This is a genomic window from Streptococcus sp. SN3 (assembly GCF_030439905.1).
On the sequence record NZ_JAQFJF010000002.1, the window covers coordinates 266,235 to 292,264 of the forward strand.

Genomic DNA, 26,030 nt, shown 5'->3' on the forward strand with positions numbered 1-26,030 from the left:
ATCCCCCTTCAATTCTACCATTTTTCAGGCACTTGATTTCTCCAGCCTGTGAAAACTTGTGCATAGCCCAATAGATACAAGGGCGTCAATGCGATGCTCAAGCCTACCAAGGCAATAATCATATAGATTCCTGACAGCATAAACAAGCGAGTGATGACTGCTACTGCTGCTGACAGGCAGCACAGGACGATGGCATGAATCTGCAAAATATTGATCTTTTGTTTCTGTTCAAAATATCTCAATTTTGAAACGATTACCATCTGATAGAGCAAATTGATCAGCTGATAAGACAAGCTGAGTATGATAAAAATCATAAAAAATGCTAAGTAGTTCTCACCAAAAAAGATGGAACCCCAAAAGAGCAATTCAAAATGAAGAAATAGGTAAGAGCTGGTCGGAACGACCTGCAGCACCTTGGTATCAAAAAACTTTTGGAACAATAAGAAGGCTAGCAACAAGATAGCGATGTGCCCAATAGTAAACTGCATGACCATCATGCTCCGCTCATGCATCTCACCACGCAAGAAAATCGAAACGATAGATACCAGCGAGATAAAAAATAACTCAATTAGACCAGCCTTATAAAAATCTAAGTTTCTGATTGGATTACAATCCGTAACAAGAACATTCAAAAATTCATAATATCTCTTTTTCATATTATAACTCCCATTTATTTAAAAAAATCCCTAAACTTTGCGGAACTTTCTATAAAAAAATTCCACATTTCATTATATCATACAGGCTATAGAATTAGGAAGTCGTATAAAATATTGGTATATCTATAAAGTATAGATGTCTTTCTCAATCATTCGCCAAGTTGGCATTTTTCCGTTATAATAGTAAGGATGAACATCAAAGAAGAAATTATTAACTTAGCAAAAGAAATTGGGATTTCTAAGATTGGCTTTACGACAGCAGATGATTTTGACTATCTGGAGAAGTCGCTGCGTTTGGCTGTAGAAGAAGGGCGAAATTCAGGATTTGAGCATAAAAACATCGAGGAGCGAATCAAGCCCAAGCTGAGTCTGGACTCAGCCAAGACCATCATCTCTATCGCCGTCGCCTACCCCCACAAGCTCAAGCAGCAGCCTCAGAAGACCTCCTACAAGCGAGGGAAATTCACCCCTAACAGCTGGGGGCTAGACTACCACTATGTCCTGCAGGACAAGCTGGACAGACTGGCCCGAGGAATTGAAGCACTGACTGCCGACTTTGAGTACAAGGGCATGGTGGACACGGGCGCCTTGGTCGATACCGCTGTAGCCCAAAGAGCAGGAATCGGCTTTATCGGCAAGAACGGCTTGGTCATCTCCAAGGAATTTGGCTCCTATATGTTTTTGGGAGAGCTCATTACCAATCTGGACATCGAGCCTGATCAGCCTGTCGACTACGGCTGCGGAGACTGCAACCGCTGTGTGACAGCCTGTCCCACTTCCTGCTTAATTGGTGACGGCAGCATGAATGCCAAGCGCTGTCTGTCCTTTCAGACTCAGGACAAGGGCGTCATGGATCTGGAATTTCGCAAGAAGATTAAGACGGTCATCTATGGCTGTGATATCTGCCAAATCTGCTGCCCTTACAATAAAGGATTGGATAATCCTCTGGCAACAGAAATTGACCCCGACCTTTCTCATCCCGAGCTCCTGCCTTTCTTGGAGCTTTCCAACGGTCAGTTTAAGGAGAAATTCGGTCATGTGGCCGGCAGCTGGCGGGGGAAAAACATCCTGCAGCGCAATGCCATTATAGCTCTGGCAAATGCCAATGATCGCTCTGCCATTCCCAAAATGCTGGAAATTATCGACAAGGGGCAAAATCCGATTCATGTCGCTACAGCTATCTGGGCTCTGGGTCAGCTGGCGCGTGAGGTACATCCAGAAATGATAGAACTGGTCATGGGCATCAAAAATCCAACACCGCAAATCCAAGAAGAGCAAGACCGTTTTCTAGAGAAATTTGGCCTAAAAGAAAAACTAGTGATAGAAAACTAAACCGCTGAGACGTAAATATCTCAGCGGTTTCTTTATTTTTCTTCTTGTTTGCGGATTTCTTTGATAATGGATCCCATCTTGACTGACTCGTCGCTGAAATAGCGGTAAAGCCGTCCATCGCCATCTCCCATGTAGCTGATAGGAGAAAAGCGGTCACTGCGGAAAGCGTCATTCTCATCAATCAAGTCCTCATCTACCACACGCCGAGTGACACGGGCGATGACATTGGTCAAGGCACCGCATTCGACCATATCCAGCACCTGACACTCAATGGATACAGGGCATTGGTCTACCAGCGGAGCATCCACCGTCTCGCCAATTGTATAGCTAAGACCGGTCAGGGCAAACTTGTCCTTGCGGCTGTTGAAGCCAGCAATTTCAGACTCTTTGGTCAAATCCTTCTCTGGGACATTGACTGTGAATTGCTGGTGCTTGGTAATCTCTGTAATGGCATTTCCCTTGGTACGCATGGCAATAACCATCATACTGCCCAAGGAATAAACCGAGCTTGAAGTCGAAATATTATAACCGTGCACATCGTCCTTATAGCCTAAAAAGAAGACCGGAAAGCCGAAGTAAAGTTTTCTCGTTTCAAAAGTACGTTTCATATATGTTCCTTTATTTTTAATTTTAAAATAGATCAGCTGGCTGGGGTATGCATCAGCTAAAATATCCCTTGTCGCCTATCAACTTTTTTGTCACGGGGTGATGAGCTTGAATAGGAAGCTCAAAGTCCTTTATCTCATCAACGATTTCCCCGTCTGCCATGACCAAAATCCGATGGCAGAGAGCGTAGCTCAGCTTGAAATCATGCGAGATGAAAAGATAGGTCAGCTGATATTTCTCCCACAAATCATATAAGAGGCGTAACAACCTTCCCTGAACAATGGGATCCAGACCGCTCAGAGCCTCATCAAAGATGAGAACATCTGGCTTTAAGAGCAGGCCACGGGCGATGCAAATCCGTTGGAGCTGGCCGCCACTGAGCTGGCGCGCTGGCTGAGTCAGATAGCTTTTATCCAGACCGACGTCTTCTAGAATGGCTTCTATCTCTTCTCTAGCCACATCTTTTGGCAGAGCCTCTGTCAAGACCTGCTCGACTGTAAAGTGTGGATTGACTGAATGGAGCGAGTCCTGAAAGACCAGCAGAATTCTCACCCCAGACTTTTTGACTGAGTAGGGCTGGCCATCCAGTAAGACCTGTCCTTGACTGGGCTTTTCTAGACCAATCAGCAATTTAGCCAGCGTGCTCTTGCCGCTACCACTCTCGCCCATCAGGCCGATAATTTCACCTTTCTTGACAGTGAAATCGCAGTCTTTGACTACCATTTTTCCATCGAATTTTTTAAATACATGTCTACATTCCAGCATCTTGTCTCACCAACCGTTCGTATGGATTTCCTAAGATAAGGTCTTGGCTATAGGGTTGCGAAGGATTATCAAGGAGCTTGGATACCGGCCCTTCCTCCATGATAGTCCCCTGATACATGACAAGCATCTTGCCTCCCAGCTCCTGCGCCAAATGATAATCATGGGTCACTGTGATGAGGGTCTTTCCCTTAGCTAGCTGCTCTTTTAAGATGAGGATAATCTGCTCGCGATTGTGGATATCCAGCGCCGAAGTAGGCTCATCCAAAATGATGGTCTCTGGCTCTAGGCAAAGCAAGATAGCCAGCATGACCCGCTGCAGCATACCGCCGCTGAGCTCAAAAGGATATTTTTTCAACAGTTCTTCCGGCTCAGCCAGCCGCACCTCTTTCATGGAGGCCACGGACTTAGCTAGACAAGCGCTTTTTGAAATCTTACTATGGCTGCGCAGGGTCTCCCAAAAATGACTTTGAATGGTCTGAAAGGGATTGAACATAGCCATCGGATTTTGAGACATATAGGCTACTTGACTGCCTCGTAGATGCTGCCAAGCTTTGAGAGAATTTCGCTCCAAAGTCATGGTGCCGTAGTGAACTTCTCCTTGCATGCTCAAGGATGAAGGTAGCTGCCCAATCAATATCTTGGTTAAGAGGGTTTTACCAGAACCACTCTCCCCGATAATGAGCAGAGACTGCCCTGCCTCCACTTCAAAGCTGATGTCCTGCAGTAGGGTCTTTCCCTCAATCTGGGCTGTCAGTTTCTTTACTGCTATTTTTTCCATATCTGTTTCCAGCCTTTCTCTTCAAAGCATTCGGCAAATAGATTAAAGGCGACCACAGTCAGAAAGATAGCCAATCCGGGCGCCAGCATCATCCAAGTTGCCGTTTGAAAATGGCTTCTAGCATCATGCAGCATCATGCCCCACTCGGTAATGTTGGGCTGGACACCGATTCCCAAGAAAGAAAAGCCAGAAATCATAAGAATGATATTCCCGATATTCATCAGCACAATAATCAAAATAGGCTTGTAGATAAAGGGGAGGATATGGGTTTTGAGGATATGGAACTGGGAGAGTCCCATGGTCTGGGCAGAAATGACATAGGCTTCCTCCTTGGCACTCTTGACCAGATTGGCCGTCACCCTTGCATAGTAGACCCACTCTATGATAACAATGGCTAGAATCATATTGGTCATGCCCTGTCCCAATATCCCAACGGTAGCTAAAGAGAGCAGGAAGCTAGGAAAGGCGGAAATAACATTTGCAAACCATAAGAAGGTCGCTTCAGCCTTGCCTTGGTACCATCCAATCAGCAAACCGACTGTCACACCGATAACCACTTCCAGCAGACTGATGGTCAGGGATAAGAAAAGGGAGTAGCGGGCTCCGTGAAGCAGACGAGACAAGACGTCTCTGCCTAGCTGATCGGTTCCCAGCAGGTGAACAGTATCAGGCGGCATCAGTTTATTTGAAATCTCTACGTGCTGGGGATCAAAAGAAGATAGATAGGGTGCAAAGAGAGCGCAGATGAGCAGAGCCAGCAAAATGACACTTGAAAAAATAAATCGCTTAGACATTGCTCCTCCTTTTTCTGACTCTAGGGTCGATCCAAACTGGCAGCTGCTGGGTTAGAACGTTATTTCCCAAGAATAATAGGCCAAATAAAAGCATACAGCACTGAATAATCGGCAGATCCACAGCCTGCAGAGCATCTACAAAGAGGGAGCCGACACCATTCCAAGAGAAGACTTCCTCAACAATCAAGGAGCCTGTCAGGAGATAGACCAAGGTCAGGCTCAGGCCTGTCGCAATGGCTGGCAGGGAATTTCTCAAGAGATGATTTTTGACCAGGAAGAACTTGCTGACTCCGCGCAGGAGGGCATTTTCAACATGGACACTTTTCATCTGCTCTATCACGGCCTTACGAATCAAAGCGATATATTGGCCAATCAATGACATACTAAGGGTCAGACTGGGAAGAATCAAGCTGCTAAAATCCTGCTTGCCCGAAACTGGCAGCCATCTGAGCTGAACAGCAAAAACTACAATCAGCATATAACCTAGCCAAAAGCTGGGCATAGAAACGCTGGAAAAGGATAGAAAGCGAGTGACCTTATCAAAGATAGAACCCTTGTAGACTGCACTAAAAATTCCCAAAGGAATGGACGTAAGCAAAATGAGGGCAAAGGAAGTCAATCCCAGAGAAAGAGTTGACTGGAAACGCTCCAGCACCAAGGGCAGGACAGGAACCTTTAATAGATAAGACGTCCCAAAATCTCCACGAAGGGCCTTAGTCAGCCAGCTTAGATACTGCTGAGGCCAGGGTTGATTGAGTCCCAGATATTCTCTGGCTTTTTCCAAGGATTGAGGAGTCACTTGAATCTTAGATACCCTTAAATAGTTTTCTGCTTGATCCGCCGAGGATAGCTTGGCCAAGAGAAAGGTCAATACTGATATCATCAAGAGGGCAGCAAAGAGAGAAACTATTGTTTTAAATAAATCTTTTTTCATAGTCCTTAAAAGAAAAGGGGCGGCTGCTAAGTTTTTAACCTTGGCAGCACTACTCCCTTTATATGCAAATTTGTATGTATGAAGTTAGTTTTTATTTTTTCTCAATATAGCGCAGTGGGAATGCATTTTCTTCTGGGGCAAAGCGCATGCCCTCGAGTTCTCCCTTGCGATAGACGGAAACAACAGATTGGTAAGTGATTGGAATATAGATAGCTTCATCATGGAGCATGGTGAGGACTTTCTTATAGCCTTCATCGACTTTTGCCTCGTCTGGTTCGACCAGAGTCGCCTTGATAATTTTATCAATTTCTGGCTTAGATGGCAGAGCTTCTAGGGAAACATTTTCTGGGTGGCCATGGTCTGCTGGTGAAGTCAGGGCAGTCATCCAAGCATGCGGATCCCAAGGTGCTCCCCAAGAGAAAGTCAGCATCAAATCAAAGTCGCCCGTCTTGATATTTTCCCAATAGTCATCTTCTTCCATAGCTTTGAGCTGAACGTCAATACCGATTTTCTTCCATTCGCCTTGGAAGTACTCAACCAAGTCCTTGTCTGTCGCCTTAGACGAGATATAAGGAACATTCAGGCTCAATTTCTTACCATCTTTTTCACGGATACCATCAGAGCCTTTCTTCCAGCCTGCTTGGTCCAGCATCTTTTCAGCCAGCTCGATATCATATTCATAGGGAGTCAGATTGGCGTCAGAGTGCGGAGTAGACTTGGAGAAGATGGTATCAGCCGGTGTTTCTGTTCCGCGGAAAATGTCTTTCGCGATAGACTTCTTATCAACCGCATGGTTCATCGCCTGACGAACAGTCTTGTCTTTGAAGATTTCCTGCTTTGCATTCAAGAGCATGAGGCGACTGGACATTGGCTGAGATACGTCTGTCGTGTACTTGTCATCCTTGGCATACTTGGCAAAGTTATCCAAACCGATAACGCCATTTCCATAGAGCAAGTCTACATTTCCAGACTCAAACTCCAAAGCACGGGTTTGTGGGTCTGGGATAATCTTGACTGTTACTTCTTTCAATTTAGGCTTTTCACCCCAGTAATTTTCATTACGGGCAAAGGTGATGTACTCATTTGCCTTCTTGTCTTTGACAACCCATTGACCAGTTCCGATTGGCTTTTTGAGGTTGTCCTTAGTTGTGTCATCTCCGTCAGGGAAGGCCGCATCAGCTACGAAGCGGATCGGACGAATCATTGATAAATCATAGAGAGTCGCACTGTAGGCTTGCTTGAGCTTGATTTCAAAGGTATGCTCATCGACAACTCGGTAGCTTTCCAGCTGGTTGGTAAAGTCAAACCAAGTGTGGTTTTTCTTGTTTTCCTCTGAAAAGACAGTATCGAAATTCCGTTTAACATTCTCCGCGTTAAAGTCAGAGTCGTCTGAGAATTTTGCCTTTCTCAGCTTGAAGGTATAGGTTTTACCATCTTCGCTGATATCCCAGCTTTCAGCCAAGGCTGGCTCGATTTTCCCATTGTCACCGTAGCGGACTAGGCCTTCATAGACCATATCCTGAATGACAAATTGGTCTGGATTGTAGCGGTGAGGATTGACATCCCCAAAGTCCTCGCCCCAGACCATGGTGAGTTTGTCTTTCTCACCGATCTGCTTGGAAGAGTTTGAGTTTTGCTGGCAGGCTACCAAGAATAAAGGCAGCAAGAGGACAACTAATAAAAATAGTTTTTTTCTCATTTTTATTGAATCACTTTCTTGTATTCATATTTTTATGATCGCAGTCCCAAGAGATAGGGGCTATAGTTTATGTTTTTTTGACGATCAATTCATGCGGTTGTACTTGCTGTTGAGAGCATCTCCGAACTTGGTAAAGAGGAGAATGGTCAAAATTAGCAAGATACAAGGGAAGACCACAATCCAGGGGGCTTCCTGGATGTAAATCCGGCCGTCATTAATCATGGCTCCCCACTCAGGCGATGGTGCCTGAGCTCCCAGACCGACAAAGCTAAGACCAGCAATTTCCATGATAATGGTACTGATGTCAAAGCTCATAGTCGTCAGAATCTGAGGAAAAAGACTGGGGAAATAATAGTTTTTCAGAGTCGTCCAAAAACTATTGCCATACATTTTCGAGGACTGGATATAGGGTTCATTTTTCAGCTGCAGGGTCATGGAGCGCATCAGGTAGGCATACTTGGTCCAGGCCGTCAAGCAGATAGCGATGAGGGTTTGCTGGAGACCGATGCCCAAGATACTGACGATCGCAATGACCAGAATGATAGATGGGAAAGACTGAAAAGCCGTGATTACCAGCAAGATGAACTGGTCGAATTTCCCGCCGATAAAAGCGCTAGTCACCCCGATAAAGGAGCCCACCGCTGCAATCAGCATCAGAATCAGAAGGGCTGGCAGGACTGTTTCCGCACCCCCGCTTACTGCACGCGCAAAGACAGACCGTCCCAGGGCGTCTGTTCCGAACCACTCACTACTGCTCGGTCCTTGCAAGGCTTGTCCCAGATTGACCTTGGTCAAACTGTCACCCAAGAGACGAGGAGCCAAGGAGGAGAGGATCAAGGCCAGGACGATGAGACCGCCCAAGACCAGAAGTTTTCGATTGATTTTCTTATCCATACGAACCCTCCTTGCTTGCTTTTAATTTCTTCGTGCGTGGCAGCAGTTTGGGATTTTCCTGAGCCAGTCGGACGCGAGGATTGAGCCAAACCGTAAGCAGTTGAAAGACTAGATTTACAGTCAAGACCCCAGCTGTGATAAAGAGGACCGCACCCTGAATGAGGGGATAATCCCGCTTGGCAACTACGCCAATCAGCATCTTACCGATGCCCGGCCAGGAAAAGAGATGCTCAATAATAGCTACACCACCCAAGAGCGAGCCAAGAGAAAGGCTGACTAAGGTGAGAAGAAAGGGCAGGACATTGTAAATCACGTCATGCAGCAGAATATGCCCCTCTCGAATCCCCCGACCACGCGCACCTTCAACTTCTGGCGAATGCAACACTTCTATCAAAGCGGTCCGCAGCTGCGGAATATAGCGAGTGGACATGATCATGGCCAGTGTTATGACTGGCAAGACTAAGCCCAGCTCATTGGCCGTTGCCTGAATGGGAAGCCAGTGCAGCTGAACAGAAAAGATCAGAATCAGGATAATCCCCATAACAAAGCTAGGAATGGCATTCAGAAAAGCCAGACCTGCCATCAAGAAGCGGTCAACCGGCTTTCCAGCATGGTAGGATGTGTAGAGAGCTGTCGGCAGGGAAATTCCCAGAGTTGCTAGCAGGGTATAAAAAGCTAGGTAGACTGTATTGGGAAAATAGAAAACCAGCTGCTCCCAGACCGAAGCTCCGGAATTATAGGTCACACCAAAGTCGCCATGGACAATCCTGACCAGCCAGGCCAGATATTGCTCCATAAAGCTGCCATTCAGGCCCATCTCAGCCCGCTTGATTTCCAGCAATTCCTTGGTAAAAGGAATACCCTGAGCATTGAGGATACTCTCAGCCGGATCTCCCGGTGCTAGATAAACCAGCAAAAAGGAGATAAAGCTGACGCAGAGCAGGATGAGGACGAATTGCAGAATCGTTTTGATAATAAATTTAATCATGCGCCTCCCTTTCAGATGTCTGGTAGCTTTCAGGCTTCTTGCTGGCAACGGCCAGCAGCACTTCGCCTTGGTGGACGACCAGGGTCGCTTTCTGGTAGAGGACCAGACCGTCTTCCTTGGCAGTCACCTTTTCTAAAATATTGCCATAAATATCACAGATTTCGCCAATGACCTGACCAGCCTGTACTGTTTGATTGGGCCGGACAAAGCACATCCAGCACCCCGACCTCTGACAGGTCAGATAGTAACTGTCGTCAAAGATCAGCGGCGCCTGCTTATAATAAGGCATGGTCCCTTCAAAAAGATAGCGGGCGACTTGTTTGACTGACTCCTTCATAGCCAGAACATCCTCTGGCAGACAGGTGCCATTTTCCCCCTGCTCCAGCAGGATGCTAGGCAGTCCATAGTCTACTGAGGCAGCGTGGTAGAGATTGCCGCGGTCCTGAGATTGGTAGATTATCGGTGTCCCAGAAGCCTGCAGCATCTGATAGGACTTTTCCATCACCTCTGGATTTGCCCGCAGAGAGTAGTAACCATGCGGTGTCAGCAGTTCTTCCCGATTGCCACTGTGCAGGTCAATGAGGAAATCACTGACACTAAAGACCTGACTCTCAATCACAGACCGAATCTGATAGCTGAGGCTGGAAACTGGCTCTTGATCCTGAAAAATCCTGTTCAGATTGAGGCCGTCCTCAGGTACAAGTGTCGTCTCCCGAGCCCAGAAGCCGCTGACATTGACTGCATGCAGGAGGAGGACAGAGCCCTGAAAGTTAAAGTCCCATTCATGCGCCAAGTCCATCAGCGCCTTAACCCCGACATACTCACAGCCATGGACTGCAGCACTGATGGTCAGCAAGGGCTGGGAGGCCTGTCCTTTGAGCAGAGTGTACTGGATAGCCAGCTCATCCGTGATAGGCAGACTTCCCTGATAGCTACTGCATGGAGCCATAGAGTCTAGTTGTTGCTTAATCCTCATCTTTATCCTCCCTGTACTGACTGAGTAGGAGCTTGGTATAGTCACTCTTGGGAGCAGAGACGACCTCTCGCATGCTGCCCTTCTCCTGCACGATTCCGTCCTTGAGGACGACCAAATCTTCCGCAAAATTGCTGACCAGTGCGATGTCATGAGAGATGAAGAGAAAGGAGGTCTGCGAACGCTTCTTGATATCTGCCAGCAGCTGCATGACTTCATACTGAACAGTCACATCCAGAGCACTGGTGATTTCATCGCAGATGAGCACATCGGGATTAATCAGCAAGGCACGGGCAATAGCTGCCCGCTGACATTCTCCTCCGCTCAGCTGGTGTGGCAGCCTCTGAGCAAGCTCAGGTGTCAGACCAACCGATCTCAGCAAGTCATGGATGACTTGCTTCCTATCAGACGGCTGCTGATAGAAAGAAAAGTTTCGACAGACCTCTTCTAGGCTCTGCTGAATGCTGCGCTTGGGATGAAAGGTCGACTGGGGCTGCTGGGCAATGTACTGGACCCGAGCATAGTATTCCCTATCCTTGTAGGCAGAGACTGGCTTGCCTAGTAGAGTCAGCTCCCCTTGATCTGGCTTTAAAAAGCGACAGATAAGATTGGCAATGGTACTCTTGCCAGATCCTGACTCTCCGACCAGCCCCATAGCTCGTCCCTTTTCCAAGCTAATATCAATATCAAAGACACCAATTCTCCGATTACCAATCTGACCATACTCGTAGGTCAGCTGGCGACCGACCAATACTTGACTCATAGCTGCTCCCCTTCTCTAAACTCTGCCAGCTTGGGCACAGCCTTCAGCAATTTCTGGGTGTAGGCCTGCTCAGGATGGCGGAGAACTTGATGGGCTGGACCGCTTTCGACAATCTGTCCTTCCTTCATGACCACTACCTTTTGCGCCAGATGCTCAGCTACGCTGATATCATGTGTGACAAAGAGAATGGCCATGTTTTCCTCTTGATGAAGCTGGCTCAAGAGATTAAGCAGCTTCATTTTCGACAGGACATCCAGAGCGCTAGTCGGCTCATCAGCCAGCAATAGTTTGGGCCTGCTGGCTAGAGCTAGCGCTACACCGACCAGCTGCATCATACCGCCACTGAGCTCGAAAGGATACTTATTGACGACTTTTTCAGGCAGCAGCCCCACCATCTCTAGACATTCTTCCAAGGGACGGAGATTTGCTGCTTTCTGGCCCTGATTTTTCACCAAGTCCTGATAATGCTTTTTGATCTTACGGCGGTTATTGAAGCTGAGACTGGCATGCTGACTAATCCAGGCCACTTCTCGGCCCACAAAAGGCAGATAAATGCGGTGGTCCTGGGGCTGAATTTCCTGCCCCTCAAAGGTAATACTGCCCTCTGTCACTGTCAGCCCCCTAAGAGGGAGGCCCAGCAGCATCTTGAGCAGGGTAGACTTGCCACTGCCACTCTCGCCCACAATCGAAAGGGACTCCCCCTCTGCAAGAGAGAGGGAGACCCGATCGAGAATGACTTTATCTGCTGACTGCACCAGCAGATCTTTCATTTCCAGCATGCTTTATTCCTTTGATAGTTTGTTGCTGACGTGATAGTAGTCTGTTGGATGGGATTCCAAACCAGAGACGGACTTGTCCATTACCAGAGCGACCTTGAAGAAGCCGATAATGGTAAAGCCGTAGTCCTTATCCATGATTTCTTGGATTTCCTTGCTGAGCTGATTGCGCTTAGCTGGATCCGTTTCAGTCGCCAGCTCTTCGATTTTCTTGTCTGCTTCTGGGTTGCTGTAGTGACCGATATTAGCTGCTCCGTTTGTCTTAACAGCGCTGTTGAAGAAGGCATACGGATCACCAATAGGAGCTGCTACTACTGCGTAAGGCGTGAAGGCATAGTCCTTTTCACTGGCAACGGCACTGACTTCAACTTTCTTAATAGTCGCTTCAATTCCGACTTCCTTAAGCTGTTGTTGGCTTGCTTCTACAGCCAGCGGCATTTCAGGCAGACGAGTGAAGGACAGCAGCTCAATGCTGACTTTTTGACCGTCTTTTTCACGGTAGCCATCGCCGTCAGTATCCTTGTAGCCAGCTTCATCCAAGAGTTTCTTAGCCTTGTCTACGTTAAATTCATGGACGCTCTTTTGCAGGGCAAAGGCAAAGCCTGTAGGGAAAGGTCCAACAGCTGGCACAGCTGAGCCTTTAAAGAGGGATTCAGAGTAGGTCTTCTTGTCTACCAAGGTATCTAAAGCCTGACGGAACTTGTCATCTGCTACGTAAGGATTTTCGAAGTTATAATAGTAAGCTAGGTAGCGGGAACCTTCTACTTCAGAAATTTTGTAGTTCTTATCGGAAGCATAAGTACTTAGATTTGCATAAGGCAGACCATAGACGGCATCGACTTCCTTAGACTTGAGGGCTGCAGAAATAGCTGTCGGATCAGAGAAGTATTTAATCTTCAGATTAGCAACTTTGGGCTTGCCATCCCAGTAGTCGTCATAAGCCTTGAGCTCTGCTCCGCTCTCAGGAGTGTACTTGGTCACCATGTAAGGTCCAGTTCCGACAGGAGCCTTATCAGATGCGCTCTTGCCAGTCGTATCCACAATAGCGGAGTAGGGCTCTGCCAAGAGATTAGCCATGATCGGCTGCACAGCCTTTGTCTTGATGGTCACAGTTTGACCCTCTGCAGATATGCTGTCAATGCTCAGATCGGCAGCTGCCCGCTCACTCTTCTCAACCAGGCGTTCTAGAGAAGCTTTGACCTTTTCACCGGTCATTTTTTCACCATTTTGGAAGACAACCTTATCCTTGAGGGTAATTTTCCACTCTAGGTCTGATACTGCTTCGATTTTCTCAGCCAACCAAGGTTTCACCTCAAGTTTGTCGTCCATCTTAAAGAGGGTTTCTCCCACTCCGTAACGGACCGTGAACCAGCCATTGTATTCCGCTGCTGGGTCAATATTTTCTGGAAATTGAGTATAGCCGATAGTTACAGTCTTGCTGTCACCATCGCTAGCAGACTCGCTGGTTTTGCTAGGGTTTACACAGGAAGCTAGGGCTAGGCCTGCCAAGGCTAGAGCCATAATTTTTTTAAAATGTTTCATAAAATATTCAAATTCCTTTTCTATTTTGTAAACTACTTTAAGACGGTCTGTCCTAGTCAAATCTAAATACGCTTCGCTCTCTGTCTAAGGTGGTTCTATGTCCTGAAGATGAGAGAGCAGACGAGTGAAAAACAAATGATTGCTCATTCTCTTTCCTCCTTAGGGATGTGCTTGTCTTAATCTTTTCCTTCCAGATAGCTTCTAGCATCTTCGACAAAGGCAGTTGGCAGAGCCAGGTCAGCCTGCAGCTCATCGCGATAAGCTCTGATGACTTCTGCCTCTCGGCCGGAGACAACCTTTTCTGTCCAATCTGGGTCTAGGAGCAGGGCCTTGCCGAGGGCAAAGAGCGGAATCCCCGCATCCAATACTCGCTGGGCATCCTGCTTGGTCTCTATCTGACCGACACCAATCAGGGGCACTCTACCATTAATTTTTCTGATAATTTTCTGAATTACTGGCTCCGAGTCCTGAGAATCTCTGATAGACGAGCGCCAGACATCAGAGGTCGAAATATGCAGATAGTCCACCTGATGATAGATGAGCTGCTCCAGCAACTGCAGGGTATCATAAAGCTGGATACCTGGCTCTTCAATCTCTTCCGGAGAAAAGCGGTAGCCAATCAGGAAGGGGCTGTCAGCCTCTTCTTTGACTAGTTGCTTGGCTCTTTTCAGCAAGGTCTTTGGAAAGCGCAGGCGGTTGTTAAGACTGCCGCCCCACTTGTCCTGACGGACATTGGAATGGGGAGAGACAAACTGCTGGATCAGATAGGTATTGGCGCCATGAAGCTCAACTCCGTCAAAGCCAGCCTGAATGGCCCGTCTGATGGCTGACAGAAAATCCTCTATCACCTGCTCCACTTCAGCGTTCTTGAGCGCCCTCGGCTCTGCCAAATAATCGCGCGGAGCCTTGACAGCGCTGGGTGCTACTGGCTGACCGTCAATCAAATCAGGCAGAACCATACGACCACCGTGATAGAGCTGGACAATAGCCAGAGCCCCTTGGTCCTTGATGGCCTTGGCCAGACGGCTAAGCCCCTCAATCTTATCGTCCTCGGCGCCGCTGAAGCTCTCCGCAAAGGACTTTCCCAGAGGATGGACATAGGTACTGCCAGTAATGACCATACCAACCGACCTAGACCGGCGGGCAAAAAAATCAATATCTGCCTGAGATACATAGCCACCCGGCTCACTAGCGCAGATAGTCATAGGAGCCAATACAACGCGATTGCGCATGGTCTGACCATTTTTAAAAGTAAATTTATCCTGAATCTGTGTATTCATCTAGTCACCTCTTTCCCAAGATAAATCATGTTGTTTTTTAATAATAAAGCCTTAGAGTAAGGTCGCCTGCCAAGTCTGGTCCCGCTCTTCCAAGAGCAGCACTCGTCCTTGGGGGACATCAATGTTCCAAAAAACAGCCTCTCCATCAACCAAATGCTGGTAAATCAAGCGAAGGACTCCCAAATGAGCCACTAGAGCGATTGATTCCTCAGTAGTATCTAGCAGGCGGTCTGTCGCTGCCCAGACTCTGGTCTGAAAGTCTGAAAAAACTTCTGCTTCAGGAGGCGTGACCTCAAAGGGGGCTTCCAGCCAAGCCTGCCAGACTTCTGGAAAAGCCGCTTCAATCTCATCAGCTGTCAATCCTTCCCATTGTCCAAAGCCCCGCTCATCAAAGTCAGCTATGGGCTGGACTTGCCTGTCTGGAAAAGCCAGCTGGGCTGTTTCCTGCGTCCGCTTGAGACAACTGGTGTAAATCACATCAACTGAGTGCTCCTGCATCAGTAGCGCCAGCTGCTTGGCATCTTTTTGACCTTGCCCGTTGACAGAGACATCATGGCTGCCATAGAAACAGCGCCTGCGGTTGTAGTCTGTCTGACCGTGCCGCATCAGATACCATCTTTTCATCCTAGCACCACCAATCCTAAGAGATAGAGGAGCTGGGCAATTTCAACATAGGCTCCTAGCGTATCGCCTGTGTGGCCGTCAATTTTATTATAAACGAACCGGCGATAGCCGATTGCTCCCAAGAATACTAAACTATAAGCCAAGAGGCCTCTCCAGCTGAAAACCAGCAGAGACAGGAGCAAAGGCAAAAGCTGGGCAAGCAGGATATGACTAGTCTTGCTGCCACTGAAGAAATTTCCCGAGCCGCCGCCTTCTCTAGCATAGGTCATCCGGTAAAGCTGTAGGCTCAGACCGGCCTTGCCAATCATGGACAGACTAGCTACGATAAACCAGCGAGGCTCTGGCAAATAAGGGTATAGAACCAGCATCAGAGCATAGTAGAGAATAAGCGCCAGAACGCCATTGCTGCCAATCCGGCTGTCCTTCATAATCTCCAGCATCCGCTCCTTTTTACGAGAGGAGAAGAGACCATCCGCCGTATCCGCTAAGGCATCTAAGTGAAAACCACCTGTCAGCAGAACATCGAAAGCAAGGGTCAGAACCCAAGCGACCATTCCAGGCAGAACTAGACTCATCAGGAAATAAAATCCACCTGAAATCAAACCCAGCAAGAGACCAAAGAGAGTCAGAAAAGGGAGTCCCCGTCGCAGATAGGAAATATCCACTGCCATTGGAATCACAATCCGGCTAAAAAATTGAGTATAGATAATCAATGCCTTTATCATTTCAACTGCTGAGCGAGGCCGCAGATAACCAGATAAGCCTCACTCGCCTCCTTTGCAATCAGTTGGTTGACTTTGCCCTGCACATCACGGAAGAAGCGCCCTAGTCTGGTCTCTGGGACAATGCCCAGCCCAACCTCGTCCGTTACAATCCAGCACTCAGCATCTGTCTGACGGATTGTAGATAGGAGCTCTTGCCATTCTTCTTCCAAGAGCTGCAGCAGGAAAGACTGCTCCTGTCGACTGAGAAAGTGTTCCTCGGTCAGCTCCAGCTTGTCTGGAAAATGCTGGGCAATCAAATCAAAGAGGCGATTGCTGGTCAAAAGGGTGGCACAGTCCAGCAGGTAAACTGGATGCGACTGCTCTCGCAGCCAGTCCGCCAGCCCTGCATACTGCTCCTGAGTTGTCCATGAAGCCGGTCGGCGTTCTTGGTGCAGTCGAATCCGCTCCTGCCATTCTGGATCTTCTCCTCGGGGCAGGCCAGTCGCAATATAGCAAACTCGCTCTCGGTCCGCTAGTCGCTCCTCCGCAAATGCTGACTTACCACTTCTGGCACCGCCTGTCACTAACACAATCTTAGTCATTTGCTTCTTCTTTCATTGCTTGAAATGCCCGCTCAAAGGCTGCCAAGGTCTGGTCTAGGTCCGCTCTAGTATGGGCACTGGACATAAAGTTGGTTTCATACTGAGATGGCGCCAGATAAATGCCTTGCTCCAGCAAGAGACCGTGCAATCGTGCAAACTGAGCATGGTCAGCCGCCTTAGAATCCTCAAAGTTACGGACTGGCTTCTGACTGAAGAAGAAACCAAACATGGTACCTTTTGATACGACTTGCAGATTAATGCTGTACTTATCGGCTAGACTTCGTAAGCCATCACAGAGGTAGCTTGTTTTCTCTTCAATCTCAGCAAAGAGTTCAGGTGTTAGCTGTTTCAGAGTTTCATAACCGGCCGTCATAGCGACTGGATTGCCTGATAGGGTACCAGCCTGATAGATGCTGCCTAGAGGCGCTACCTGATCCATATAGACGGCCTTGCCGCCAAAGGCTGCGACTGGGAAGCCGCCACCGATAACCTTGCCCAAGCAGACCAGATCCGGCTCTGTCTGATAGAGGCCAACTGCCCCCTGATAATGAGCTCGAAAACCACTCATGACCTCATCCACTATGAAAAGAGAGCCGTATTCCTGAGTGAGGGAGCGAATAGTACTGATAAAGTCCGCATCCGCTGGAATCAAGCCCATATTGCCAGCAACTGCTTCTAAAATGACACAGGCGATGTTATCTCCATGCTTTTCAAAGCAAGCCTTGAGATCAGCTATGTTATTATAAGGCAAGGCCAGAGTTTCCCCAGCTACCTGAGCAATGACTCCGGCAGAATCAGCAATCCCAAAGCTGGCCAAGCCTGAACCAGCCTGAACCAAAAAGGAATCGCTGTGGCCGTGATAGCAGCCGATAAATTTGACAATTTTAGAGCGCTTGGTCACTCCACGCGCTACTCGAATGGCGCTCATGGTCGCTTCCGTTCCCGAATTGACCATCCGCATTCTTTCCATGAAAGGCAGGCGCTCCTGCACCAGCTGGCCGAGAGCAATCTCTCTGGGGCTCGGAGCACCAAAACTGGTCCCCTCCCAAATAGCTTCCTCAACTGCTGGTAACACATCCTTAGGAGCATGCCCCAAAATCATAGGCCCCCAAGACAGGACGTAGTCAATATAGCGGTTGCCATCGACATCATGCAGATAGGCTCCGCTGGCTTTTTCGATAAAAAGCGGATGGCCGCCCACAGCCTTAAAAGCCCTAACAGGACTATTGACTCCGCCTGGAAAGAGCTTTTGAGCCTCTGCGAAATATTGGTTGGAATGTTCTCTCTTCAAGTTCGTCCTCCTTATCTAGAAAACTGCTGATTTTCCGCAGTCTCTATCCTTCTTTCAGATAGCCGGCCGCATCCTTGGCAAAATAAGTGATAATCAAGTCTGCCCCAGCCCGCTTCATACTGGTCAAAGTTTCCATGACTATAGCTTTTTCATTGATCCAGCCCTGCTGGGCTGCTGCCTTGACCATGGCGTATTCTCCACTGACATTATAGGTCACCAGAGGCAACCGAGTTTCCTGACGCAGCTCTCTGAGGATATCCAGAAAGGCCAGAGCCGGCTTAACCATGAGAAAGTCTGCTCCCTGCTCCTCATCGCTCTTGGCTTCTCTCAAAGCCTCCAATCGATTGGCCGGATCCATCTGATAGGTCTTGCGGTCACCAAAGGCCGGAGCACTCTCACCAGCATCTCGGAAAGGTCCATAAAAGCTAGAGGCAAACTTAATGGCATAGGACATGATCGGAATGTCTTCAAAGCCCGCTGCATCAAGTCCCTGACGAATAGCCGCCACAAAACCGTCCATGGCATTGGAAGGCGCAATGACATCTGCTCCAGCCCTGGCTTGGCTGACAGCGACTTCTGTCAGTCTAGTCAGAGACAGATCATTATCCACTTCTTCCCCTCGCAAAATACCGCAATGGCCGTGACTGGTAAACTCACAGAGACAGGTGTCTGCAATGACGACCGTCTCAGGAAAATGCTTCTTGATCAGACGGATAGCTTCTTGGACAATGCCATTTTCAGCTGAAGCCTGACTGCCTATTTCGTCCTTTTCTGACGGAATGCCAAAGACGATAAAAGCTCGAATACCTAAGTCCACACATTCCTGAACTTCTGGCAGCAAATCCTCGAGGGAGAACTGATAAACTCCCGGCATAGAAGCTACCTCTTGCTTTTCAGTCAACCCTTCCTTGACAAACAAGGGTTGGATAAAATCATCCACAGACAGCTTGGTTTCTCGAACCAGCTGCCGCAGACTGCTGCTTCTCCTCAGTCTGCGATGTCTATAAAATTCCATGCTTCTTCTCTTCTTTCTTGATTATTTCCTTGACCATTTCCTCAACAGAAGGACTCTGGGGCTGGTAATCTACCCCATAGCCAGACTCCTTAACCGCCTGAGCCGTTGTCTGACCAATCACTGCAATCTGATGGCTAGATGCTAGATGGGGCTTAATAGCACAAAAACTCTGCCAAGCCGACGGACTGGCAAAGGTCCAAATCACTTCCTCTTGAGACAGATAGGTCTCGAGCTGGTCCTGACCAGCAGGATTTGAGGTCGTTTCGTACATAGGCCAAGCCCAGACATCATGACCTGCTTCTTTTAACTTCTCAGCCAGACTGGGATTGGACAAGCTGCTCTGGGGCAGCAAAATCTTCTGCGTTGGCAGAGCCAAATCCAACCACTCCTGAATAAAGTCAAGACCATAGTGGCTGCTGGCCTGAAAATCACAGGCTCGGCCTAGCTTGTCCAGCGCCTGACTGGTCTGCGGCCCGATGGTCGCAATCTGGTAGTCAGCTTTCAGATAGGGACTGAAAGCCTCTACTGCGACAGCACTGGTAAAAAAGGCCCAGTCAGCTTCTGGCAGTGCTGCTTGGACATCTTCTGGCAAGGGCAGAGTCTGACAGCGAATGAGAGGAACATGATGCGTCTCAAATCCAGCCTGTCTGATCTTTTCTAGCCAGGCAGAGTCTGGCGCCTGCTCTCTGGTAAAGATTATTTTTTTAACCATGGCATTCCTACTGCTCCCTTATCGGCTAACTGGCGCACAGCCTGCTCTGCCAATTCTTGGCCATCCTGCCCCTGAAAGCTGACAAAGACACATTGGCCGTCCTCCTTGGCCAGCATGGCCTCTAGTTGGTAGTCCTGACCGTTTTTCTGGGCAAAAGCAGCGATAGGGAAGGTACAGTCTGCATTCATCTGAGCCAAAACTGCCCGTTCAACTGCCACTTCAGCAGCTGTCTTCTCATCCTGAACAGTTGCCAACAGTTGCCGCAGTTCCTCATCCTCTTCCCGGCATTCCACTGCCAAAGCGCCCTGAGAAATAGCCGGCAGACAAAGACTGGTCTCTAAAGGCTGAATGTGAAGACGACTTTGGTCCAGCCAGCCCAAACGTTTAAGTCCAGCCATAGCCAAGACAATCGCGTCGTACTCGCCTTCTTCCAGCTTCTTGATACGGGTATCAATGTTGCCCCGAAGTGGCTTGAAAGTCAAATCCGGCCTTTGAGCCTGCAGCTGAACCTGTCGGCGAATACTGCTGGTTCCTATAAGAGCGCCCTCAGGCAGGTCAGCCAGCGTCTGGCCAGCTTGACGGAAAATCAAGCAATCCCGGACATCTTCTCGCTGACTAATCGCACCGAGTGCACAGCCCTCAGCTAGTTTAGCCGGCATGTCCTTGAGACTATGGACTGCCATATCAATCTCACCAGCCAAGAGAGCCCGCTCAATTTCCTTGACAAAGACTCCCTTGCCGCCAATTTCCTGTAGACTGACATGGGTCAGGCGATCTCCTTTTGTGGTATAGGGAACGAGGACAAAATCCCGCTCTGGATGGAGCGCCTTGAGCTGGTCCACTAACTGTTGGGTCTGGGTCATGGCCAGCTTACTCTTGCGGGTTCCTACCTTAATGACCTTCATCTTTTCCCCTTTCTCTGTGCAAGCCAAATATCTTGGCAATCAAGGCAATGTCATAGTCTGAATGCTCTCCGACTGACAGCTCTTTGAGCTGCAAGATTGGTTCCTTCAAGACTTGGTTGATAATACTCTTCATGTGCTTGGAAATCTGCTTCTGCTCCCGCTCGGTCAAATCCGGAATCTTTCGATTAAGACTTTCCATGGCTGAAGCTTGAGCTTCCAAAGCCTTATCCCTGATTTCCTGAATCAGAGGAATAATGCCTAACTGCTGACGCCAGTCAGCAAACTTGACCAGCTCCTCATCAATCTCCAAAGCAATCCGACCGGCAATCTCCTGCCGCTCTGCCTTATATTGCTCCAGTTGATTGGTTAGATTTTCGATATTATAGAGCTTCAGAGACGAGCTCTGATGGCAGGAACGAGGCAGACAGAGGTCAAACACGACTGCATCCGCCTTAAGCATGGAGGGAAAGATAATGTATTCGTCCGTTTTAACTGCTGAAAAGACCACATCCGCATCCGCCAGTACTGCTTCCAATTCATCCCAGCCATGGGCAGACACCCTGTCCTCTGTTAGAAATGCTTGGGCCTTGCTGACCGTCCGATTGAGCAGCATGACGGATTCGAATGGACGCTGCAAGGCATACTTAGTCACCAACTGACCAATCTCTCCCAGACCGATCACAGCTACCTTTTTAGTGCTGTAATCCAGCCCCAGTCGATCCAATTCTTGGATAGCAGTTAGGCCGATAGAAATAGGCCGGTCATTGATCCGATAAGTATCATGCATGCGCTTAGCAAAGGTCAGCGCCTGCTTGAAAGCCTGATTGAGGACAATGCCAGTTGTACCAGCATCTTGCGCTGTCAAGAAAGCATGCTTGAGCTGGCCCAAGACCTGACTTTCACCAACAATCTTGGATTCCAATCCGATAGAGACCCGCAGCAGATGCCGCAAGGCCTCATCCCCCTCACGAAAGACTAAATATTCTTCTAGCTCCTTGACAGGGATCTGAAACCAGTCCGCCAAAAAATGCTTGGAATAGTAGCGGCCAGTGTGCAGCTGGTCCACCACCAGATAGAGCTCGGTCCGATTGCAGGTGGACAGGATGATATTTTCCAAGATACTTTTTTCTCTTTTCAGGAGCTTCAGAGCTTTCAGCCCCTCCTGATCTGAAAAATGCGCTTTTTCCAAAATTGTCAGCGGCGTTTCCCGATGGGTCAAACCCACATATAATAGGTGCATGCTTCTTTCCTTCTTTTAAAGTTGGTCTAAAATTGCTTCTATCTTCTTGCGAATCTCCTTGGAACGGCTGGGCGAGAAGCCGTTGGTCGAGATCATGACAGATACGTCCTTCTTTCGCGCAATGGCTACATTGTAGAAGTCAGAAAAGGTCTTGTCGCCCGTATTGTTTACCAGCTGACTAGGTGCCGCATCCTCCATAATCTGACGATTGACTTCCGCCTGATCTGTACAGGCAAAGACTAGCTTTGCGCCTTCCAAATCGCCTGTCTGGTAGGGTCTAGCTAGCCATTGGATCTCCGCCTGCGGAATGTCAGCATGCAGAGTCGGACTGACCACTGTCACAGCAGCCTGCTCAGCCAGCAGGGTCTTAATCTTCCGCGCTGCGACCTTGCCGCCTCCCACTACCACGACTTTCTTCTCTCTGATATTAATCATGACTGGATACATGCTAGCTTCTCCTATTTCTTTTCCCGAAAGATTTTTGCGCTGCGTTTGTAGACTGTATCTGGCTCCTCTAGACGATCATTAACCAAGCGAGCCAGCACAAAAAAGTAATCCGATAGGCGGTTGATATAGATCAAGCCTACCTCATTGACCGCTTCTTCTGCCTCTATAACAGATACCATACGGCGCTCCAGGCGTCTGGTCATGGTTCGGGCCACATGTAGAAGACTCGCAATCCGATGGCCGCCCGGAATGATAAAGCGGTCGATTTTCGGAGGAATATGCATATATTCATCCATCCGCTCCTCCAGCCAGCTGACATTAGCTGGCTCTTGCTTGTAGGGACGCAATTCCCTCGGTGTCGCCAAGTCGCTGCCACAGTCAAATAGATGCTGCTGGATTTCCTCACATTCCAAACGCAGGTCTTCCAAGATAGGATAGTCGCGCATCTCAGATACGACATAGCCTAGATGAGAGCATAGCTCATCCATCGTTCCATAAGCTTCGACCCGAATATGGGTCTTGGATACTCGATCCCCACCGTAGAGCCGTGTAAAGCCCTTGTCACCGTATTTCGTATAAATTCTCATTTTTCTTCTCTGTTGATGATTTGATAAATCTGATCCATATCCAAAGACTGGCGCAGGACGTCTGCCAACTTATCATACTCTCTGTCTTTAAAATCTTTGATACTGATAAGCTGGTCCTCGAGCGGTTCTAAGCCCTTAGCCAGACGAAGTTCATTCAGGTACTGCCGAGTCCATTCTAGATTGTCAAAGACCCCATGCAGATAGGTTCCTTGGACCTGGCCATCATAAGCCACTGCTCCATCTAGACGCTCGGTTACTTCACCATTTTGCTCCTTGATGATGGAAAATGGCTCCAGACTATCCGCCAGCTGGGTTTCCCCCATGTGAATCTCGTAGCCCTCTAGCTCTTGGCCCTCATGCAGGGCTCTGACCTGAGTCGTCCTCTTGACCGGCTGCAGCACCGTCTCTGTCTCTAAAATTCCCAGACCGCTAATCTCCTCTAAGTCAGACTCTAGGTGCAGCGGGTCGCTAATCTTCTGCCCCAGCAGTTGATAGCCGCCGCAAATACCAAAGATTCGCACGCCTTGCTCCAGACACTCGAGAATCTCGGCTTCAAGACCAGACTCTCGCAGATAGTTCATGTCTTCAATAGTATTTTTGCTGCCCGGCAGAATCAAGAGATCCGGCCGACCAATCGCATCACCAGGCTGGACATAGCGGACCGAAACATCCGGCTGGATTTCTAGACTATGAAAATCCGTAAAGTTAGACAGGCGCTTGAGGCTGACAACTGCGATATCCAGACTCTTTCTGCTATCAAAGCGCCGGCTCTTCTGCACCAGTGCGACACTGTCTTCGCTGTCAATATCCAGCTGGGCATAAGGCACGACTCCGATAACTGGCACCTGAGTCAGCTCTTCAATCATGTCAATACCGGACTGCAGCAGAGCTACATCGCCGCGGAATTTATTGATAATAACACCCTTGATTCGCTTGCGATCCTCAGGCGGCATGAGCTCAATCGTTCCGTAGATAGAGGCAAAGACGCCTCCCTTATCAATATCCGCCACTAAAATCACTGGCGCATCGACCAGCTTGGCCATGCCCATATTGACAATGTCTCGGTCATTGAGATTGATTTCAGCTGGACTGCCAGCGCCCTCAATGACGATGATATCATTCTCAGCGCCCAACTCCTCATAGACTTCCTTAATCTTAGGCAGGAGCTGCTGCTTGTATTCATGGTATTCGACGGCATCCATATCCCGCAGTACACGGCCTAAAAAGACGACCTGGGACTTGCGGTCAGAGGTGGGTTTGAGCAGGACTGGATTCATGCGGACATCCGGCTCTTTACCAGCTGCCTCAGCCTGAACAACCTGAGCCCGGCCCATTTCATCTCCTTTTTTAGTAATAAAGGAATTAAGCGCCATATTCTGCGACTTAAAAGGCGCCACTTCTAGGCCATCCTGCTTAAAAATCCGACAGAGGCCCGCCGCAATAATGCTTTTTCCAGCATCTGAGGCAGTCCCCTGTACCATCAATGATTTGACCATGTTCCATTTCCTCCTAGCTGCTCAAAGAAAGCAGCTTCATTTTCTGCCAGTGGCGTCTGGATAGTCTGATGAAGCTTGACAATCCAAGGTACAGCCAAGCCTGCCTCTACTAGCAGATCTCCCTGCTGGAAGAAATCAAACTTGCTGCCCTGTGCGATCAAATGCCCCTTCTCCAGTAGGTAGGCATAGTCACAGCAGTCATACATCAGGTCCATATCATGGCTGGATACGATGATATTGGTTCCAGCTTGGACTAGCTTTTTCATGGTCGCGGCCATCTGGTCCCGCCCTTTTGGATCCAGTCCAGCTGTCGGCTCATCGAGCAGCAGATACTTGGGCTGCAGAGCCAGCATACCTGCAATAGCCACCCGCTTTTTCTGGCCGTAGCTCAGATACTGCAAGGGTCTGTCCTGCAGATGAGAAATGTCCATCATCTCTAAAGCCGTTGCGACTCTGCTTGCTATCTCGTCTTCTTCATAGCCTAAGTTTTCCAAGGCCATACCAATATCGTCCTTCACAATGGTATAAAAGAGCTGCTGCTCTGGATTCTGAAAGACCATATTGACATGCTGCCGATACTGAAACAAGGCCTTCTTAGAGTCGCCCACAGGCTGACCATCATATAAAATGCTGCCCTTCTGCGGTTTGAGCAGGCGGGTGATAATTTTCATGATGGTAGACTTACCTGAGCCGTTAACTCCTAGAATGCCGGTAATCCGGCCTTCTTCGAAGTCCATAGAAATATCGTGCAGCGTTGGATTTTCGTCATACGCAAAAGAAATATTCTTTACTTGTAACATCTGAGTTTCCTATCTACTTTCCATTATAGTATAAAAGCTGTCTTCTTGTAAATGCGCTTTCATTATTCACTGTGCTCTGCATCAAATCTTAGCGTCAGCACCTCATTTAAATGCTGATTATCATCCAGCAGTTTGACAAAGAGAGTATTGGCTAATCTGCCCCAAGCCTGGTGTTGCTTCCTTTTATTGTAAAAGGAGAATTTCAAGTCCAAGGTATCTCGAATGGTCACAAACTCATAGAAGACCAGGAAAATGAAGCGATACATGAGGACAATCAAGTCTAGCAGTACCCGCGGAACGTGCATGGCTTTAAAAAGCCGCAGCATCTGAGCAAAAGGCACCGTCAGGACAAAGAAATAAGTCGAAACCAAGGATGAATAGATGCGCAAGAGGATAAAAATGGTCTGCTGGACAGAGGATTGGCTGATGCCCAGATAGCCCTGACCTAAAGACAAGGCCAGCAAGAGCTGCTCCTGACTATTCTGATAGGTCAAGACAAAGGTCAAGAGACTGATCAGGATAAAGATACTGGCATGCAGATACCACTTCAGATAGCGCAGCCACGGAAGCCGAGCCACATAGCAAGTCAGAGGCGCCATCAAGACGATAAGTCCTAGCTGCAGACTCCTGACACCAGAAAAGCTGACAGCTAACAAGAGCACATAGATGACAAATTTATAAGCAACCGGCAGATTTTTCAGCCGATTTTGATAGGCATATTTATCAATCGCAAACAAGTGGAGGTACTCCTTTCTAGCTTTGTTTTTACCACGCCCCCAGTACAGAGCAGCTCCGGTCCCAAACAAGCTGAATCGCTATCAAGAACC

The 26,030-nt window shown here is 48.4% G+C and carries 28 protein-coding genes; 1 reads left to right on the top strand and 27 read right to left on the bottom strand.

Annotated elements, in window-relative coordinates:
• Nucleotides 1–14 precede the first annotated feature (14 nt).
• Nucleotides 15–656: a hypothetical protein gene (locus PCY71_RS05285; protein ID WP_048772500.1), complete on the bottom strand. Its 642-nt coding sequence runs from the start codon at nt 654–656 to the stop codon at nt 15–17.
• 189 nt (nt 657–845) lie between these two features.
• Between PCY71_RS05285 and queG the strand changes: the two genes are divergently transcribed.
• Nucleotides 846–1,988: a tRNA epoxyqueuosine(34) reductase QueG gene (queG, locus tag PCY71_RS05290; protein WP_048772497.1), complete on the top strand. Its 1,143-nt coding sequence runs from the start codon at nt 846–848 to the stop codon at nt 1,986–1,988.
• A 32-nt stretch (nt 1,989–2,020) separates the two neighbouring features.
• On the opposite strand, the gene PCY71_RS05295 is transcribed toward queG, so the two are convergent.
• From PCY71_RS05295 to PCY71_RS05420, 26 genes are all read right to left on the bottom strand, one after another.
• Nucleotides 2,021–2,596, bottom strand: a complete 576-nt coding sequence (locus PCY71_RS05295; protein ID WP_002901082.1) for a flavin reductase family protein — start codon at nt 2,594–2,596, stop codon at nt 2,021–2,023.
• Between the two features lie 52 nt (nt 2,597–2,648).
• Nucleotides 2,649–3,359 (bottom strand): ABC transporter ATP-binding protein, encoded by a 711-nt coding sequence (locus PCY71_RS05300; RefSeq protein WP_048772494.1) that lies wholly within the window; start codon nt 3,357–3,359, stop codon nt 2,649–2,651.
• Nucleotides 3,346–4,137 (bottom strand): ABC transporter ATP-binding protein, encoded by a 792-nt coding sequence (locus tag PCY71_RS05305; RefSeq protein WP_048772489.1) that lies wholly within the window; start codon nt 4,135–4,137, stop codon nt 3,346–3,348. Before PCY71_RS05305 ends, PCY71_RS05300 begins: the two co-directional genes overlap by 14 nt.
• Nucleotides 4,125–4,931 (bottom strand): ABC transporter permease, encoded by an 807-nt coding sequence (locus PCY71_RS05310; protein WP_048772486.1) that lies wholly within the window; start codon nt 4,929–4,931, stop codon nt 4,125–4,127. Before PCY71_RS05310 ends, PCY71_RS05305 begins: the two co-directional genes overlap by 13 nt.
• Nucleotides 4,924–5,865: an ABC transporter permease gene (locus PCY71_RS05315; RefSeq protein WP_048772484.1), complete on the bottom strand. Its 942-nt coding sequence runs from the start codon at nt 5,863–5,865 to the stop codon at nt 4,924–4,926. The genes PCY71_RS05310 and PCY71_RS05315 overlap by 8 nt, the downstream gene beginning before the upstream one ends.
• Nucleotides 5,866–5,956: 91 nt before the next feature.
• Complete coding sequence (nikA, locus tag PCY71_RS05320; RefSeq protein WP_048772481.1) at nt 5,957–7,564, bottom strand: nickel ABC transporter substrate-binding protein; 1,608 nt, start codon at nt 7,562–7,564, stop codon at nt 5,957–5,959.
• Between the two features lie 84 nt (nt 7,565–7,648).
• Nucleotides 7,649–8,458, bottom strand: coding sequence for an ABC transporter permease (locus PCY71_RS05325; protein ID WP_048772478.1), 810 nt, complete (start codon nt 8,456–8,458; stop codon nt 7,649–7,651).
• Nucleotides 8,451–9,446 (bottom strand): ABC transporter permease, encoded by a 996-nt coding sequence (locus PCY71_RS05330; RefSeq protein WP_048772475.1) that lies wholly within the window; start codon nt 9,444–9,446, stop codon nt 8,451–8,453. The genes PCY71_RS05325 and PCY71_RS05330 overlap by 8 nt, the downstream gene beginning before the upstream one ends.
• Nucleotides 9,439–10,422 (bottom strand): M14 family metallopeptidase, encoded by a 984-nt coding sequence (locus PCY71_RS05335; RefSeq protein ID WP_048772472.1) that lies wholly within the window; start codon nt 10,420–10,422, stop codon nt 9,439–9,441. Before PCY71_RS05335 ends, PCY71_RS05330 begins: the two co-directional genes overlap by 8 nt.
• Nucleotides 10,412–11,182 carry an ABC transporter ATP-binding protein gene (locus PCY71_RS05340; protein WP_048772468.1) on the bottom strand — a complete coding sequence of 257 codons (771 nt, stop codon included), beginning with the start codon at nt 11,180–11,182 and terminating at the stop codon, nt 10,412–10,414. Before PCY71_RS05340 ends, PCY71_RS05335 begins: the two co-directional genes overlap by 11 nt.
• The gene (locus tag PCY71_RS05345; RefSeq protein ID WP_048772465.1) at nt 11,179–11,961 is read right to left on the bottom strand and encodes an ABC transporter ATP-binding protein; all 783 of its coding nucleotides are present in this window, start codon (nt 11,959–11,961) and stop codon (nt 11,179–11,181) included. Before PCY71_RS05345 ends, PCY71_RS05340 begins: the two co-directional genes overlap by 4 nt.
• A gap of 3 nt (nt 11,962–11,964) precedes the next feature.
• Nucleotides 11,965–13,560, bottom strand: a complete 1,596-nt coding sequence (locus PCY71_RS05350; RefSeq protein WP_185774612.1) for an ABC transporter substrate-binding protein — start codon at nt 13,558–13,560, stop codon at nt 11,965–11,967.
• Nucleotides 13,561–13,676: 116 nt separating this feature from the next.
• Complete coding sequence (locus PCY71_RS05355) at nt 13,677–14,780, bottom strand: NADH-dependent flavin oxidoreductase (protein ID WP_048772459.1); 1,104 nt, start codon at nt 14,778–14,780, stop codon at nt 13,677–13,679.
• 51 nt (nt 14,781–14,831) lie between these two features.
• On the bottom strand, nt 14,832–15,404 hold the full coding sequence (locus tag PCY71_RS05360) for a histidine phosphatase family protein (RefSeq protein WP_048772456.1): 573 nt from the start codon (nt 15,402–15,404) through the stop codon (nt 14,832–14,834).
• A complete protein-coding gene (gene cobS / locus PCY71_RS05365; protein ID WP_048772453.1) occupies nt 15,401–16,129 on the bottom strand; it encodes an adenosylcobinamide-GDP ribazoletransferase in 729 nt (242 codons plus the stop codon). The genes PCY71_RS05360 and cobS overlap by 4 nt, the downstream gene beginning before the upstream one ends.
• Nucleotides 16,126–16,710, bottom strand: a complete 585-nt coding sequence (gene cobU, locus PCY71_RS05370) for a bifunctional adenosylcobinamide kinase/adenosylcobinamide-phosphate guanylyltransferase (protein ID WP_002910524.1) — start codon at nt 16,708–16,710, stop codon at nt 16,126–16,128. Before cobU ends, cobS begins: the two co-directional genes overlap by 4 nt.
• The gene (hemL, locus tag PCY71_RS05375) at nt 16,703–18,001 is read right to left on the bottom strand and encodes a glutamate-1-semialdehyde 2,1-aminomutase (protein WP_002910525.1); all 1,299 of its coding nucleotides are present in this window, start codon (nt 17,999–18,001) and stop codon (nt 16,703–16,705) included. The genes cobU and hemL overlap by 8 nt, the downstream gene beginning before the upstream one ends.
• Nucleotides 18,002–18,044: 43 nt before the next feature.
• Nucleotides 18,045–19,016 (bottom strand): porphobilinogen synthase, encoded by a 972-nt coding sequence (gene hemB, locus PCY71_RS05380; RefSeq protein WP_002910526.1) that lies wholly within the window; start codon nt 19,014–19,016, stop codon nt 18,045–18,047.
• Nucleotides 19,003–19,728 (bottom strand): uroporphyrinogen-III synthase, encoded by a 726-nt coding sequence (locus PCY71_RS05385; RefSeq protein ID WP_002910527.1) that lies wholly within the window; start codon nt 19,726–19,728, stop codon nt 19,003–19,005. Before PCY71_RS05385 ends, hemB begins: the two co-directional genes overlap by 14 nt.
• Nucleotides 19,713–20,633, bottom strand: a complete 921-nt coding sequence (hemC, locus tag PCY71_RS05390; protein ID WP_002910528.1) for a hydroxymethylbilane synthase — start codon at nt 20,631–20,633, stop codon at nt 19,713–19,715. The genes PCY71_RS05385 and hemC overlap by 16 nt, the downstream gene beginning before the upstream one ends.
• Nucleotides 20,620–21,873 carry a glutamyl-tRNA reductase gene (gene hemA, locus PCY71_RS05395; protein ID WP_002910529.1) on the bottom strand — a complete coding sequence of 418 codons (1,254 nt, stop codon included), beginning with the start codon at nt 21,871–21,873 and terminating at the stop codon, nt 20,620–20,622. Before hemA ends, hemC begins: the two co-directional genes overlap by 14 nt.
• A 15-nt stretch (nt 21,874–21,888) precedes the next feature.
• On the bottom strand, nt 21,889–22,320 hold the full coding sequence (locus PCY71_RS05400) for an NAD(P)-dependent oxidoreductase (RefSeq protein WP_002910530.1): 432 nt from the start codon (nt 22,318–22,320) through the stop codon (nt 21,889–21,891).
• Between the two features lie 11 nt (nt 22,321–22,331).
• The gene (locus PCY71_RS05405) at nt 22,332–22,907 is read right to left on the bottom strand and encodes a cob(I)yrinic acid a,c-diamide adenosyltransferase (protein WP_002910531.1); all 576 of its coding nucleotides are present in this window, start codon (nt 22,905–22,907) and stop codon (nt 22,332–22,334) included.
• Nucleotides 22,904–24,403 (bottom strand): cobyric acid synthase, encoded by a 1,500-nt coding sequence (locus PCY71_RS05410; RefSeq protein WP_048772447.1) that lies wholly within the window; start codon nt 24,401–24,403, stop codon nt 22,904–22,906. The genes PCY71_RS05405 and PCY71_RS05410 overlap by 4 nt, the downstream gene beginning before the upstream one ends.
• Nucleotides 24,388–25,203: an energy-coupling factor ABC transporter ATP-binding protein gene (locus tag PCY71_RS05415; protein WP_048772443.1), complete on the bottom strand. Its 816-nt coding sequence runs from the start codon at nt 25,201–25,203 to the stop codon at nt 24,388–24,390. The genes PCY71_RS05410 and PCY71_RS05415 overlap by 16 nt, the downstream gene beginning before the upstream one ends.
• A 62-nt stretch (nt 25,204–25,265) precedes the next feature.
• Nucleotides 25,266–25,940, bottom strand: coding sequence for a CbiQ family ECF transporter T component (locus tag PCY71_RS05420; protein ID WP_048772440.1), 675 nt, complete (start codon nt 25,938–25,940; stop codon nt 25,266–25,268).
• Between the last annotated feature and the right edge of the window lie 90 nt (nt 25,941–26,030).

Bases quoted from the DNA above. Each gene is read 5' to 3' on its own strand.
- PCY71_RS05285 (WP_048772500.1), bottom strand. From the start codon at position 656: ATGAAAAAGAGATATTATGAATTTTTGAATGTTCTTGTTACGGATTGT.
- queG (WP_048772497.1), top strand. From the start codon at position 846: ATGAACATCAAAGAAGAAATTATTAACTTAGCAAAAGAAATTGGGATT.
- PCY71_RS05295 (WP_002901082.1), bottom strand. From the start codon at position 2,596: ATGAAACGTACTTTTGAAACGAGAAAACTTTACTTCGGCTTTCCGGTC.
- PCY71_RS05300 (WP_048772494.1), bottom strand. From the start codon at position 3,359: ATGCTGGAATGTAGACATGTATTTAAAAAATTCGATGGAAAAATGGTA.
- PCY71_RS05305 (WP_048772489.1), bottom strand. From the start codon at position 4,137: ATGGAAAAAATAGCAGTAAAGAAACTGACAGCCCAGATTGAGGGAAAG.
- PCY71_RS05310 (WP_048772486.1), bottom strand. From the start codon at position 4,931: ATGTCTAAGCGATTTATTTTTTCAAGTGTCATTTTGCTGGCTCTGCTC.
- PCY71_RS05315 (WP_048772484.1), bottom strand. From the start codon at position 5,865: ATGAAAAAAGATTTATTTAAAACAATAGTTTCTCTCTTTGCTGCCCTC.
- nikA (WP_048772481.1), bottom strand. From the start codon at position 7,564: ATGAGAAAAAAACTATTTTTATTAGTTGTCCTCTTGCTGCCTTTATTC.
- PCY71_RS05325 (WP_048772478.1), bottom strand. From the start codon at position 8,458: ATGGATAAGAAAATCAATCGAAAACTTCTGGTCTTGGGCGGTCTCATC.
- PCY71_RS05330 (WP_048772475.1), bottom strand. From the start codon at position 9,446: ATGATTAAATTTATTATCAAAACGATTCTGCAATTCGTCCTCATCCTG.
- PCY71_RS05335 (WP_048772472.1), bottom strand. From the start codon at position 10,422: ATGAGGATTAAGCAACAACTAGACTCTATGGCTCCATGCAGTAGCTAT.
- PCY71_RS05340 (WP_048772468.1), bottom strand. From the start codon at position 11,182: ATGAGTCAAGTATTGGTCGGTCGCCAGCTGACCTACGAGTATGGTCAG.
- PCY71_RS05345 (WP_048772465.1), bottom strand. From the start codon at position 11,961: ATGCTGGAAATGAAAGATCTGCTGGTGCAGTCAGCAGATAAAGTCATT.
- PCY71_RS05355 (WP_048772459.1), bottom strand. From the start codon at position 14,780: ATGAATACACAGATTCAGGATAAATTTACTTTTAAAAATGGTCAGACC.
- PCY71_RS05360 (WP_048772456.1), bottom strand. From the start codon at position 15,404: ATGAAAAGATGGTATCTGATGCGGCACGGTCAGACAGACTACAACCGC.
- cobS (WP_048772453.1), bottom strand. From the start codon at position 16,129: ATGATAAAGGCATTGATTATCTATACTCAATTTTTTAGCCGGATTGTG.
- cobU (WP_002910524.1), bottom strand. From the start codon at position 16,710: ATGACTAAGATTGTGTTAGTGACAGGCGGTGCCAGAAGTGGTAAGTCA.
- hemB (WP_002910526.1), bottom strand. From the start codon at position 19,016: ATGGAATTTTATAGACATCGCAGACTGAGGAGAAGCAGCAGTCTGCGG.
- PCY71_RS05385 (WP_002910527.1), bottom strand. From the start codon at position 19,728: ATGGTTAAAAAAATAATCTTTACCAGAGAGCAGGCGCCAGACTCTGCC.
- hemC (WP_002910528.1), bottom strand. From the start codon at position 20,633: ATGAAGGTCATTAAGGTAGGAACCCGCAAGAGTAAGCTGGCCATGACC.
- hemA (WP_002910529.1), bottom strand. From the start codon at position 21,873: ATGCACCTATTATATGTGGGTTTGACCCATCGGGAAACGCCGCTGACA.
- PCY71_RS05400 (WP_002910530.1), bottom strand. From the start codon at position 22,320: ATGTATCCAGTCATGATTAATATCAGAGAGAAGAAAGTCGTGGTAGTG.
- PCY71_RS05405 (WP_002910531.1), bottom strand. From the start codon at position 22,907: ATGAGAATTTATACGAAATACGGTGACAAGGGCTTTACACGGCTCTAC.
- PCY71_RS05410 (WP_048772447.1), bottom strand. From the start codon at position 24,403: ATGGTCAAATCATTGATGGTACAGGGGACTGCCTCAGATGCTGGAAAA.
- PCY71_RS05415 (WP_048772443.1), bottom strand. From the start codon at position 25,203: ATGTTACAAGTAAAGAATATTTCTTTTGCGTATGACGAAAATCCAACG.